Source organism: Paenibacillus turicensis, from assembly GCF_017873435.1.
Lineage (GTDB): Bacteria > Bacillota > Bacilli > Paenibacillales > Paenibacillaceae > Fontibacillus > Fontibacillus turicensis.
Map to the genome: position 1 here is coordinate 21,306 of NZ_JAGGKG010000025.1, position 13,266 is coordinate 34,571.

General features: G+C 41.3%; 10 protein-coding genes. All 10 read left to right on the plus strand.

Annotated elements, in window-relative coordinates:
• Window positions 1-97 precede the first annotated feature (97 nt).
• The 10 genes from spoVG (at window position 98) to yabN (ending at window position 13,083) form a co-directional block, all read left to right on the plus strand.
• Window positions 98-385, plus strand: a complete 288-nt coding sequence (gene spoVG / locus J2Z32_RS19810) for a septation regulator SpoVG (protein WP_210090933.1) — start codon at window positions 98-100, stop codon at window positions 383-385.
• Window positions 386-512: 127 nt separating this feature from the next.
• Window positions 513-1,913: a bifunctional UDP-N-acetylglucosamine diphosphorylase/glucosamine-1-phosphate N-acetyltransferase GlmU gene (glmU, locus tag J2Z32_RS19815; RefSeq protein WP_210090934.1), complete on the plus strand. Its 1,401-nt coding sequence runs from the start codon at window positions 513-515 to the stop codon at window positions 1,911-1,913.
• A 65-nt stretch (window positions 1,914-1,978) separates the two neighbouring features.
• On the plus strand, window positions 1,979-2,932 hold the full coding sequence (locus tag J2Z32_RS19820) for a ribose-phosphate diphosphokinase (RefSeq protein WP_210090935.1): 954 nt from the start codon (window positions 1,979-1,981) through the stop codon (window positions 2,930-2,932).
• 98 nt (window positions 2,933-3,030) lie between these two features.
• Window positions 3,031-3,591, plus strand: a complete 561-nt coding sequence (pth, locus tag J2Z32_RS19825; protein ID WP_210090936.1) for an aminoacyl-tRNA hydrolase — start codon at window positions 3,031-3,033, stop codon at window positions 3,589-3,591.
• Window positions 3,592-3,656: 65 nt separating this feature from the next.
• The gene (gene fin, locus J2Z32_RS19830; RefSeq protein WP_210090937.1) at window positions 3,657-3,887 is read left to right on the plus strand and encodes an anti-sigma-F factor Fin; all 231 of its coding nucleotides are present in this window, start codon (window positions 3,657-3,659) and stop codon (window positions 3,885-3,887) included.
• A gap of 158 nt (window positions 3,888-4,045) precedes the next feature.
• Window positions 4,046-7,570 (plus strand): transcription-repair coupling factor, encoded by a 3,525-nt coding sequence (mfd, locus tag J2Z32_RS19835; RefSeq protein ID WP_210090938.1) that lies wholly within the window; start codon window positions 4,046-4,048, stop codon window positions 7,568-7,570.
• Window positions 7,557-8,660, plus strand: coding sequence for a peptidylprolyl isomerase (locus J2Z32_RS19840; RefSeq protein ID WP_210090939.1), 1,104 nt, complete (start codon window positions 7,557-7,559; stop codon window positions 8,658-8,660). The genes mfd and J2Z32_RS19840 overlap by 14 nt, the downstream gene beginning before the upstream one ends.
• A 517-nt stretch (window positions 8,661-9,177) precedes the next feature.
• Window positions 9,178-9,720 carry a stage V sporulation protein T gene (gene spoVT, locus J2Z32_RS19845; RefSeq protein ID WP_210090940.1) on the plus strand — a complete coding sequence of 181 codons (543 nt, stop codon included), beginning with the start codon at window positions 9,178-9,180 and terminating at the stop codon, window positions 9,718-9,720.
• A 134-nt stretch (window positions 9,721-9,854) separates the two neighbouring features.
• Entirely contained in the window at window positions 9,855-11,495 is a 1,641-nt protein-coding gene (locus tag J2Z32_RS19850) for a putative polysaccharide biosynthesis protein (RefSeq protein WP_245251639.1), read from the plus strand.
• 94 nt (window positions 11,496-11,589) lie between these two features.
• Entirely contained in the window at window positions 11,590-13,083 is a 1,494-nt protein-coding gene (gene yabN, locus J2Z32_RS19855) for a bifunctional methyltransferase/pyrophosphohydrolase YabN (RefSeq protein ID WP_210090941.1), read from the plus strand.
• Window positions 13,084-13,266 lie beyond the last annotated feature (183 nt).

A 13,266-nucleotide genomic window follows, 5' to 3' on the forward strand; every position in this document is an offset into this window, starting at 1 on the left:
CTGATTTTAGGATATTTATTTGATGAAAAAAAAGGATTTCCGTTTGCTATGTGGAATATTACACCAAGTCTCTGATGGAAAAAGGTGGTGAACACATATGCAAATTACGGATGTAAGGCTTCGCCGTGTCAGCTCCGAAGGGAGAATGAAAGCGATCGCATCCATTACCATCGACAATGAATTTGTTGTTCATGACATTCGTGTCATCGATGGAAACAATGGAATGTTCGTGGCAATGCCAAGCAAGCGCACTCCGGACGGGGAATTCCGGGATATCGCGCATCCAATTTCTTCTGGCACTCGCGAGAAGATTCAAGCTGCAGTTTTGGCTGAATACGAACGTGCTGCTGAGCATGAAGAAGTTGTTGTTGAAGCTGGTGCATAAGCATCAGTAAGCGTTTTTTTTATTAATTGGGGTTTGAGAAAAGAGAGCCATCACTTATGGCTCTCTTTTCTTTTTCTCGTAAATGAGATATATTCAGTATTGAGTTTAGTAGAAGGAGGCATGGGCCTTGAAAAGGTTAGCGATTGTTCTGGCTGCAGGTCAGGGGAAGCGAATGAAGTCGAAATTATACAAAGTGCTTCATCCTGTGTGCGGCAAACCGATGGTCAGTCATGTGCTAGACGCGGTGCAGAAAGTCAACTGTGAACGCAGTATTGTGATTACAGGTCATGGTGCTGAAGTAGTGCAGTCTTATCTAGGCACATCTGTAGAATATGTGCTACAAAAAGAGCAATTAGGCACAGGTCATGCAGTGAAGCAGGCCAAGCCACTTCTGGGTTCGGAAGAAGGAATCACACTTGTTTTGTGTGGCGATACACCACTTGTAACACCAGAAAGCCTAGAAGCTCTAATTGACTTGCATACTAAAAATGATGCAGCAGCAACAATACTTACGGCTAAAACCGATCATCCGCAAGGACTGGGACGAATTATCCGCAATGAACATGGTGCTGTTGTTCGCATTGTGGAGCAAAAGGATTGTTCCCCAGAAGAGGATGCTGTCAATGAGATCAATACAGGCACCTATTGTTTTGACAACGCGAAGCTATTTGCTGCCCTAGAGAAGGTCACAAACCAAAATGCACAGCAGGAGTATTATTTAACAGATGTAATTGGTATTCTTGTAAGTGAAGGCGAAATTGTGCAAGGGTATATGACTACAGATTATGCGGAGGCGATTGGTGTTAATGATCGGTTAGCTTTATCTGAGGCAGAACGTTTAATGCGTGAGCGCATTTTACGAAAGCATATGCTGAATGGTGTAAGTATTATAGATCCATCTTCAACGTATATCGGTGCTGATGTATCCATTGGATCAGATACAGTGATCTATCCTGGCACTTCGATTTCTGGTAAGTGTGTAATTGGGGAGGATTGTGTAATTGGTCCCTCTGCAGATATTGAAGATAGCCAGATTGATGATGGTGCGAAGGTGAAACATTCTGTACTAAACCAGGCAATTGTTGGCTCTAGTACAACGGTGGGACCTTTCGCTTATTTGCGTCCTGGGGCGAAACTAGGCAGTCATGTGAAGGTGGGCGATTTTGTAGAAATCAAAAATGCTTCACTGGATGATGGTGCGAAGGTTTCTCATCTCAGCTACGTAGGTGACGCAAAGGTTGGTAAAAATGTAAATATCGGCTGTGGTGCGATTACAGTCAACTATGATGGATATAATAAATCTATGACAGAAATTGGCGACGATGCTTTTGTTGGCAGTAACGTTAATTTGATTGCTCCAGTTAAGGTTGGAGAAGGTGCCTATGTAGTGGCTGGTTCAACCGTGACCCATGATGTCAAAGCTGGCGATCTTGCCATTGCAAGATCACGTCAGGAAAATAAAGCGGGATATGCGGACAAGCTTCGTGCTCGCGCTAAAGCTAAAAAGCAAAGAACACAGGAATCGTAAAAATGATGGTTTTTCATTTGCATAAAAGTTTGATTTCAAAGACTAGCACGGAGGGTTTTTAATTTATGACTTATTGTGATTCTAAACTGAAGATATTCACATGTAACTCTAATCCTAAATTGGCTCATCAAATCGCGGATTATATCGGGATTCCGATGGGCGATTCTGAGACTATGAGCTTTAGCGATGGTGAAATTCAGGTCAAATTATCTGAGAGTGTACGTGGTTGCCATGTATATATTGTGCAATCTACTTGTGCGCCGGTTAACGACAACTTGATGGAACTGCTTGTTATGGTCGATGCGTTAAAACGCGCTTCAGCTAAGAGTATTAATGTTGTTATTCCTTATTATGGTTATGCACGTCAAGACCGTAAGGCTCGTTCTCGTGATCCGATTACAGCGAAGCTGGTTGCGAATTTGATTGAAAAGGCAGGCGCTCATCGCGTGATCACAATGGACCTGCATGCGATGCAGATTCAAGGCTTTTTTGATATTCCAGTTGATCATATGCTTGGGGTTCCTATTCTTGCTCAATATTTCCGTTCCAAGCATATTACCAACCCAGTTGTCGTATCACCTGACCATGGTGGTGTGGTTCGTGCTCGTAAATTGGCGGATTTCCTTAATGCGCCACTCGCGATCATTGACAAACGCCGTCCAGAGCCAAATGTGAGTGAAGTGATGAATATCATTGGTAATATCGAGGGTAAGACAGCGATCCTTATCGACGATATTATCGATACTGCAGGTACGATTGTTCTTGGTGCAAATGCACTCAAGGAAGGTGGAGTTGAGGAAGTTTATGCTTGCTGTACTCACCCGGTCCTATCTGGTCCTGCAATGGAGCGGCTTGAGAATTCTCCGCTTAAAGAGGTTGTTGTAACGGATACGATTCCGATTACTCATCCTAATCCAACAGACAAACTTAAAGTTTTATCTGTTGCTCCGCTACTAGGGGAAGCAATCATTCGTGTGCATGAAGAGCTCTCCATCAGTAAATTATTCGAAATCGAATAAGATTCCTGTTTTGATAAATACAGGGGTTGCAGTTTCCTTCGGGTGACTGGAACCCCTATCGTTATTTTCAAAATTGTAGGTAGGAGGAATGGGTTAAAATGAAGTGGATTGTTGGTCTGGGTAATCCAGGAAGCCAATACGCAAAAACAAGACATAATATTGGATGGATGGCGCTGGATGAGCTTGCCTCCAGACATAACATTGCGATTAAGCAAAGCAAATGTAAAGCGTTGGTTGGTGAAGGGACGATCGATGGGGTAAAGGTAGCCCTAATTAAGCCGATGACTTATATGAACCTATCAGGTGAATCTGTCAGAGCTTTTATGGATTATTATAAGGTGCCCCTTGAAGATATGCTTGTAGTTTACGATGATTTAGATACAGAGGTCGGCAGGATTCGTCTTCGCTATCAAGGAAGTGCAGGTGGACATAATGGAATTAAGTCCATTATCCAGCATACAGGCACTCAAACGTTTAATCGAGTAAGAATGGGCATTTCTAGACCTGAGCCTGGCTATGCCATCGTGGATTATGTACTGAGTAAATTTGCAAAAAAAGAGCTCCCATTACTTCAAGATAGTATTGAGCGGGCAGCAGATGCAGTTACCTTTAGTTTAAACAACTCCTTTGAGCATACAATGGCTAAATTTAATGGCTAGCAAAGGCTAAACCGTAACCATTTAGGGCATACTGAGGGCATAACATTCCTTCAGGAGGCATATATATGGCTATAACTTATCTTTGTAGGCATTGTAATACGATAGTTGGTAGACTTGAAGATTCGCAAGTGACAGAGCAACAGCTAGGCTTCACTTCCTTGACCCCTGATGAGCGGAGAGATATAATAGCCTATGATTCAAATGGTGATATAAACGTCAAGGTTACATGTGAGTATTGCTCAGAAGCATTACGCAATCACCCTGAGCTTGCTTTGATCTCTAATCCACTACAGTGATAAAGAGTTTGAATAGGTAGAAATTGGCTTATATTCACCGCAGGAACGGCAGCTTTAACCGCATGTCGGTTAGCATCGTTTATGCTTGTGATAGAGTCTTGGCAGGTTGCTAAGGCTCCTTTTTGATTCAGGATTTTTTAGTAAGAGAGGTGCCTCATTTGTTAGAATCACTTTTAGAAACATTCTCAAAGGATTCCGATTTTGCAACAACTGTAGCTGGCGTTAATGCTGGTATGAAGGAGCAATTGATTTCGGGATTATCTGGTTCATCGAGACAAGTTATGCTAGCAGCACTTCATAAAGAAGCAAATCGACCGATGCTAGTAGTTACACATAATATGTTTGCTGCACAAAAAATTGCAGATGACTTACAGGAAGCGCTTTCGCATGAACAGGTTTTATTATACCCTGCAAATGAGCTTGTTGCGGCAGAATCGGCTGTATCTAGCCCAGAAATGTTAGCACAACGAATAGAGGTACTATTACAATGCGCTCAAGACTTTAGAGGGATTGTTGTGGTGCCTTATTCTGGTGTGCGCAGATTCATTCCGTCTCCGAAAGTGATGGCAGAAGCTTATATTAAGCTTGAGGTGGGCGGTAATCTGGAGCTAGATTCGTTTTTATCCAACATGATTGAGTTAGGCTACGAGCGTGTAGAGCGTGTTGAGTCTAGAGGCGAGATGAGTGTGCGTGGGGGGATTATAGATTTTTACCCACTTACAGCAAATTCAGCGTATCGAGTAGAATTGTTTGATGATGAAATTGACTCGATTCGTACATTTGATCCAACCGATCAACGTTCTATTGACCAAATCAAGCAAGTTAATATTACACCATGCAAGGAAATTATTGCTTCAGGTCAAGCTTTGGAGTTAGCAGCACAAGGTGTATTTGCAAGATTAGAGATTCAGCTTGAAAAGATGACAGATCGTACAGCAAAGCAAAAGCTCAAGGAAGAAGTCTCTAGAGAGATAGAGATGTTGCGTCAGCATATTTATTTTTCTGAGATATATAAATACATTTCTTTAATTTATCCTGAGCACCATACGTTATATGATTATATGTCACCTGATACGTTGCTTGTTTTAGATGAACCTGCACGTTTATTAGAGACGGCCAAGCAGCTAGAGCGCGATGAAACAGAATGGAATCTAAACCTATTCCAAAATGGTAAAAGCTTGCCTGAGCTTAAGCTTGCACATGAAAGTGATCGTGTGTTGTATCATCGTCCTTTTCAAACTTTATTTTTATCGTTATTTTTACGTCAGGTTCCTCATGTTCAGCCTCAAAATATCGTAAACTTTGTAAGCCGAACGATGCAGGATTTTCATGGGCAAATGAATGTGCTTAAATCTGAAATGGAGCGTTGGAAAAAAAGTGGTGCGCATGTTGTGATGTTAGCAAGCGGGACGGAACGCATGGAAAGAATGCGCCGCGTCTTAGATGACTATGCAATCGAAGCGCCAACAATTATCCAAGGGAATCTACAGTCTGGTTTTGAGTTACCTTCAATCCATCTTGTTGTCATTACCGAAGGTGAGATGTTCTCTCAAAAGCAACGAAAAACTCGTAAAACAACAAAAAGCATGGATAATGCGGAACGGATTAAGAGCTACACTGAATTAAAGATTGGCGATTATGTTGTTCATCAAAATCATGGGATTGGGAAATATATTGGCATCGGTACACTAGAGGTTGCAGGTATTCATAAAGATTACATGCATATTATGTACGCAGGTGGAGACAAACTATCGGTTCCAATTGAACAAATTGATCTCATTCAAAAATATGTTGGGGCAGAGGATAAAGAGCCAAAGGTTTATAAGCTAGGCGGAAACGATTGGACAAAGGTAAAAAATAAAGTTCGCTCCTCGGTGCAAGACATTGCGGATGAACTTATTAAGCTCTATGCGGATCGTCAAGCCTCAGCAGGTTTTGGGTTTGAAAAGGATACACCTGAGCAGCAGGAATTTGAAGCGATATTCCCTTATGACGAGACACATGATCAGCTAAGGGCGATAGAAGAAATTAAACGGGACATGGAACAGAAACGTCCGATGGATCGTTTATTATGTGGAGATGTTGGATACGGAAAAACCGAGGTCGCCATTCGTGCAGCGTTTAAGGCAGCAATCGAGGGTAAGCAGGTCGCGGTGCTTGTGCCAACTACCATTTTAGCACAACAGCATTTTGAAACGTTCCGCGAGCGTTTTTCTGGCTATCCGATTCAAATCCATTCCTTGAGTCGTTTCCGTAGCCGCAAAGAACAAAATGAAACGATCAAAGGGATTAAAAATGGGACAGTGGACATCATTATTGGTACACATCGTTTGTTATCCCAAGACATCGTATTTAAGGATTTGGGCTTACTTATTGTGGATGAGGAGCAGCGCTTTGGGGTTACGCACAAGGAGAAGCTGAAGCGACTTAAAACCAATGTAGACGTGCTTACGTTAACAGCAACACCTATTCCAAGAACTTTACACATGTCAATGTTAGGTGTACGTGATTTGTCTGTCATTGAAACGCCACCTGAAAATAGATTTCCTGTGCAGACTTATGTTGTTGAGCATAGCTTTGCACTTGTTCGTGAGGCCATTGAACGTGAAATGGCGCGTGGAGGTCAAATCTATTATCTCTATAACCGAGTTCAAGGTATTCAGGAGATGGCAGCACATATTTCCGCTTTAGTACCTGATGCTAGAGTTGGGATTGGACATGGGCAAATGTCAGAGCAGGAGCTTGAAAAAACAATTCTTGATTTCCTTGATGGGGAATATGACGTATTGGTAAGTACAAGTATTATTGAAACAGGCGTCGATATTCCTAACGTAAATACACTGATTGTCCATGATGCCGATAAAATGGGACTATCACAGCTTTACCAGCTTAGAGGGCGTGTAGGACGGTCTAATCGAATTGCTTATGCTTATTTCACGTATCAGCGCGATAAGTCCTTAACAGAGGTAGCAGAAAAACGTCTACAATCGATCAAGGAGTTTACAGAGCTTGGATCAGGCTTCAAAATTGCGATGCGGGATCTGTCTATACGGGGTGCAGGAAATTTACTTGGTGCTGAGCAGCACGGCTTTATTGCCTCCGTTGGTTTTGATCTGTATTCACAAATGCTAGCAGAGGAGATCCAAAACCGTAAGGTCACAATGCTAGGTGAAGCAAATCCTACACAGGATGTGGTAAATACAACCATTGATTTAAGTATTGATGCTTATTTACCTTCGGATTACATTTATGACAGCATTCAAAAAATTGAAATTTATAAAAAGACAGCAACGGTGTCTTCCTTTGATGATGCAGCGGAGCTGGAGGACGAAATGCTGGATCGTTTCGGAGAGCTTCCAGAGGCTGTGCTTAATTTATTGTCTGTAAGCCGTGTGAAGCTTTATGGCAAAGAGCTTGGCGTTGATTCCATTCAACGTCGTGGGGATGATGTGATCATTAAATTCCAAGCTGGTCGTGAAAAAGAGCTAATCCCGTCGAGGATTGTCGAAGTTGGCAATATGTATGGAAGACGTGTACAATTTAATCAAGGCGCACAGCTAACTGTCCATTTAAAAATTAAAGGATTGGAAGATAAAGCTTTAATGGAGCTGCTAGAACAGTTTTTAGATGCGATGACTAGCTCGTTAAAATCGAAAGGGGAATTACAAAATGTCTCAAAATAAACGAATGAAATGGAAGATGCTATTAGTTGCCATGACGGCAATTATGGCCTTTTCTGTACTTGCAGCATGTGGTAAAAAAGAAAATGTAGTTGCTACTTATGACGGGGGTGAGGTTACGGCATCTCAGTTTGACCTTGAGGAACGTATTTTGCTTGTACTTCAGCCTGGTTATGAAAGCTACATTAAAACCGATGAATTTCATGACTTTTTGATTAAGCAAATGATTGGCTACACGTATTTAGAGAAAAATGCGGACGATGCAACTAAAAAAGCAGCTAAAGAAAAAGCGGACAAGCAGTTTGAAGCGATGAAGCAATCTGCTGGTGGTGATGAGGCATTTAAAAAAGCGTTAGATACGCAAAAGGTAACTGAGGAAGAATTTAAAACTTACTTCTTACGTGCTTACACTGCATTACAAACACAGCTTAACAAGGTTACAGATGATGAGGTTAAAACTCAATTTGAAGCTGAAAAAGACAAATATACAACCGCAAGTGTTCGTCATATTTTGCTTGGTCTTAAAGACGCTGAAGGCAAAGACCTTCGCACTTCAGAGGAATCCTTGAAGCTAGCTAAGGAGTTGGAGGCAAGATTAGCGAAGGGTGAAGATTTTGCTAAGCTAGCAAATGAATTCAGTTCAGATCCAGGCTCTAACAAAAATGGTGGCTTGTATGAAAATGCAGATGTAAGTGGTTGGGTTCCTGAGTTTAAGGAAGCAGCATTAACTCAACCCATCGGTAAAGTAGGCGAGCCTGTTGAAACTCAATTTGGTTACCACATCATTTTGGTCGAAAATCGTACGGAGAAAAAGCTTGATGATTTAAGCCAAGATGAAAAGGATGTCTTAAAAACAGAAATCGCTTCTAAAAAGCTGGATGAATTTATTTCTGGTGAAGTTACAAACAAAATCATCAAAAAAATTGATCTACCTAAGGTAGATACAAAAAAAGATGAAAAAGAAGGCAATAAAGCAACCAATGATACAAAGGATCAAAACAGCAGTAACAGCAAAGATACAAAAGGCAATACAGATGCAAATAAAACAAATTCAGATAAGACAAATTCTGAAAAAACAAACAGTGGAAAATAATCATTTGTTATAACTGTTTTAAAGTATTCCCAAAATGAAGGGGCTATTTAGAAAATCCCCTAAAAATAAAAAGGCTAGGCAAGACCGTAAGGTTATGCCTAGTCCTTTTTCTGTCTCTTTTCTTTTTTTGGCCTATGTCCTTTACCTATAAATATTTGGTTCATCATTTATTAATTGGTTGATAACCAGCCCAAACTAGCGAAGGAACAGAGGGATTGTGGAGAAGTGGAACGGTCGTATTTAAAACCATATTCCAACAATATATAATGCTGTTAGTCTAAGGAATCTGGTTTTAACAACGATCGCAGGAACCCTCTGTTTCGTAGCTACCATCCCCATTTTATCAACCAAATATTATTAAGAACCAAATATTTATAACTTCTCACCACTGTTTGCATAAATCTTTGGAAACGGATGAATACTATGGTCAGAATCACAGCGAACACAATTTAAGCAGATTTCTTTCATGCTTTTTTAGATGAAGTTTAAACTTTGATGAAAGTGGGGCAACATGTAAATGAAAGCAACAGGTATTGTACGCCGTATTGATGATTTGGGTCGCGTTGTTATTCCTAAGGAAATTCGTAGAACCTTACGTATTCGTGAAGGGGATCCGTTAGAAATTTTTGTGGATCGCGATGGTGAGGTAATTTTGAAAAAGTATTCTCCAATTGGAGAGCTTGGTGACTTTGCTAAGGAATATGCGGAGTCTTTGTATGAAAGCACTGGTCATATTACTTTAATTTCAGATCGTGATACGATTATTGCTGTGGCAGGGACCTCCAAGAAGGAATATTTGGACAAGTCGATCAGCGCAATGTTAGAGAGCAGTATGGAAGGTCGCAAAATTATAGTACAAAGTAATGCAGGCACTTATGAAATGTACAAGGATCATCCTGAAAGCATCTCTGCTTTTGTTATCGCCCCAATCATTTCTGGCGGTGACCCAATTGGTACTGTGATTCTGCTTAACAGAGAAGAAAACGTTAAAATGTCTGAGCTTGAGTCTAAAATGGCTGAAACTGCAGCCGGATTTTTGGCTAAGCAAATGGAACAATGATGAAATAACGCTCCTACACCAATTCATATTGAATCTATGGTGTGGGAGTGTTATTTTTTTATGTCCTTTGTGTGTTGCTTCAATTTCGTCATATAATGATGAAGGATGACAAGTGCATGGAGGATATGTACATAATGCATAAAAATAATCATGTTAGTAAAAAACGCTCTAGCGGCTTGCTTAAAGGTGCAGTAGTACTAACAGCGGCGGCTATTATTACGAAGTTATTAGGGACACTGCAAAAAATCCCTTTGCAAAATATTGGTGGCGATAGTGTTTTTGGTATTTATAACACCGTGTACCCTTTTTATAATGTGGCAATTATTATCGCAACAGCAGGTTTTCCAACCGCAATTGCCAAATTTGTTGCAGAGCGAGAGCTTGCTCAAAATGGGCAAGGACAATGTCAAGTATTATCATTAGCGACATGGGTGCTAGTTATTTTGGGTAGCTTAAGTGCCATTACGTTATATTTAGGCGCGCCGCTAATTTCTGTCCTCATTGGCACGAAATCGATCATTCCAGCATTACAAGCCTGTGCCCCTGCCTTATTATTTGTACCTCTAAGTGCAGGCTTGCGTGGTTATTTTCAGGGATTACAGGATATGGTACCCACTGCGATCTCGCAGGTGATCGAGCAGTTTGTGCGTGTAGGTGTGATGATTGTGCTGCTCTTATATTTTCATCGTCTACAGGCTAGTGATGATGTAATTGCTGGTGGGGCGTTAGCGGGCTCAGCGGTGGGTGGCTTTGCAGGGCTGCTTGTCATGCTGCTCTATTGGATTCAATATAAACGAGGGATAAATAAAATTCCAACTCCAGCTCAATTCCATTTTGAGGTAGAGCATCCATCCAAGCCAAATCATTATTCATTACTAAAAGAAATGCTGCGTTATGCGTGGCCGATTTGTTTGGCAGCCTTAGCTGTTCCTTTGATTAGCCTAGTGGATACATTTACCTTGCCTAGATTATTAGGGGATATCCATGGTGAGGCCTATGCAATGTATGAAATTGGAGTATATAACCGTGGTATCCCTTTGGTGCAGTTAGTGACAATGATTGCCTCCTCATTATCTGTATTATTTATTCCTAGATTGGCGCAGCTCAAGCTTGTAGATAATCAAGAGGGGATACGGCAACAAAGCATTTTAGCATTACGTTGGTGCTGGTTAATTGGGTTAGCCTCCTCTATGGGCTTAGCATTGCTAGCAGAGCCGATTAACGTCATGTTATACAAGGATGATGTTGGAACAGGGACTTTGGCTTGGATTGCCTGGACAGCGGCCCCAGGGGCGCTAGCATACGTGTCGGCGGCTCTTTTACAAGGAATAGGACGCGTGCATGCTCCTGCTGTCCATTTATTAATTGCAGCTAGTATGAAGTTAGGCTTGAATCTTATCCTTGTCCCTTTACTTGGGAGGGATGGAGCGGCAATTTCAGGGATCGGAGCTTATATGTTAGCAGCAGGGCTTAATATTTATTTACTCTGGCGTTTAAAAGTAATTAAGCTCAATTTACGACAAATTTTAATGAAGCCGATGCTTGCTTGCTTAGTGATGTCCATAGGTTTACTTATTTTGCATATGTTCATTTATTTTATATTGCCTGAAAAACGTATTATCGCTTTAGTCCATAGCCTAGTGGGGGTCTGTTTAGGTGTCATATTATTTGGTTTAACCTTGCTAAAAAGTAACTTTATTAGTCAGCAGGAGCTGTTAACTCTGCCTAAAATTGGTCCAAAGCTTGTAAAGCTGATTGGGAAGCTCAAGCGATAAATTTGTAAATGGCATATACTTTTATGTATAATCTCACAGGAAGCATGTATAATTCTGTTGCTTTGGATGAGTGGAACGGGAGTGTGGAAAAGGTATGGGAGCAATGATTAGTGTGGTGGGCTTAGGTTCTGGTGATTCTGATCGACTCACACTTGGTATTTTAAAGCAGCTACAAGGCGCACAGCATAGATATGCACGCAGTAAGGATCATCCAGTCATTAGTTGGCTAGAGAACGATGGGATCGACTTTACTTCCTTTGACCATGTGTATGAGAAGCATGAGGATTTTCCTTCGGTGTATCAAGAAATTGCTGATTTATTGGTCAGTTATGCAAAGGACTTACCAGCGGGAGATCAGGTACTGTATGCTGTTCCAGGGCATCCTATGGTGGCGGAGTCAACCGTACAGCTATTAATGGAGCGTTGTCCACTAGAAGGCATCACCCTGCACATAACAGGCGGAGAAAGCTTTTTGGATGAGGCATTTTTACGTCTTGGCTTTGATCCAATTGATGGTTTTCAGCTACTTGATGCTTCTACAGTCATCACAGGTCAGGTTAATCCGAAGCTTCATACGTTGATTGGACAAGTGTATGATACTTTTACGGCATCTGATGTGAAGCTTAGTCTAATGGAGGTATTCCCTGATGACTATGAGGTCGTGGTTGCCCATGCATTAGGGGTAGAGGGACAGGAACAGGTAGTTCGTATTCCATTATATGAGCTTGATCGAAATACGGGGTATGGCAATTTGTCGTTAATTTATGTCCCAAGAAGCTTGGATGAGGCGTTGCAGGTGCGTAGCTTTGAAAGGCTGCATGAAATTGTTCAAATATTGCGTAGTCCAGGTGGTTGTCCATGGGATATCGCTCAAACGCACACTTCCATTCGTAAAAACCTAATCGAAGAAACGTATGAGGTGCTTGAAACGATCGATGAGGATGATCCAGATCATATGCAGGAGGAGCTTGGAGATCTATTGCTTCAAGTTATGCTTCACGCACAGATGGAAGAAGAGACAGGCACTTTTAGTGTTTATGATGTCATTCAAAGTCTAAATGAAAAGCTGCTTTATCGACACCCGCATGTGTTTGGTGACCTTAGTGCGGAGGATGCCGAGGCTGCACTAAAAAATTGGGATGCGATGAAAGCGGAAGAGAAGCGTGCCAAGGGAATTGAACCTGAGAAGCTATCTGCGTTAGATGGGATTCCGCGTGATTTGCCTGCCTTAATGAAGGCCTATAAATTACAGAAAAAAGCTGCTAAGGTTGGTTTTGATTGGGATCATTTGGATGGTGCATGGGCTAAGGTAGAGGAAGAGCTTGGCGAATTAAAGCAAGCCATTTCTGAAGGGTATAGTGCAACTGAGAAAACTTTGGAGCTTGGTGATTTGTTATTTGCGATTGTGAATGTTTCTAGGTTCATCGATGTTGATCCAGAAGAGGCTTTATCCAAAACGATTGGTAAGTTCAAAGCTAGGTTTCACTATATTGAGGATAAGTTAGCAGCAGAGGGACAGTCCTTGAAGGCAACTAGTCTGGCTAGAATGGACGAGCTATGGAATGAAGCCAAAGCAACTACAAAATAATTATGACCCACCAAGCAGGAATTTTGAGTTGTAGAAAGAATATTCATACACAGTGAATCAATTTCATTTTTTTGCAGTATATAAAACTATATATTGTATGTCCAGCTTGAAAACCTTATGATAAAATTGGTTCAACCAACGTTAAAAATGAGTAGGATCCCATTCCTGCTTATAGCATTACTA

Excerpts from the sequence above, each read along its gene's own strand:
- J2Z32_RS19850 (WP_245251639.1), top strand. The coding sequence starts at position 9,855 with ATGCATAAAAATAATCATGTTAGTAAAAAACGCTCTAGCGGCTTGCTT.
- fin (WP_210090937.1), top strand. The coding sequence starts at position 3,657 with ATGGCTATAACTTATCTTTGTAGGCATTGTAATACGATAGTTGGTAGA.
- J2Z32_RS19840 (WP_210090939.1), top strand. The coding sequence starts at position 7,557 with ATGTCTCAAAATAAACGAATGAAATGGAAGATGCTATTAGTTGCCATG.
- yabN (WP_210090941.1), top strand. The coding sequence starts at position 11,590 with ATGGGAGCAATGATTAGTGTGGTGGGCTTAGGTTCTGGTGATTCTGAT.
- spoVT (WP_210090940.1), top strand. The coding sequence starts at position 9,178 with ATGAAAGCAACAGGTATTGTACGCCGTATTGATGATTTGGGTCGCGTT.
- spoVG (WP_210090933.1), top strand. The coding sequence starts at position 98 with ATGCAAATTACGGATGTAAGGCTTCGCCGTGTCAGCTCCGAAGGGAGA.
- J2Z32_RS19820 (WP_210090935.1), top strand. The coding sequence starts at position 1,979 with ATGACTTATTGTGATTCTAAACTGAAGATATTCACATGTAACTCTAAT.
- pth (WP_210090936.1), top strand. The coding sequence starts at position 3,031 with ATGAAGTGGATTGTTGGTCTGGGTAATCCAGGAAGCCAATACGCAAAA.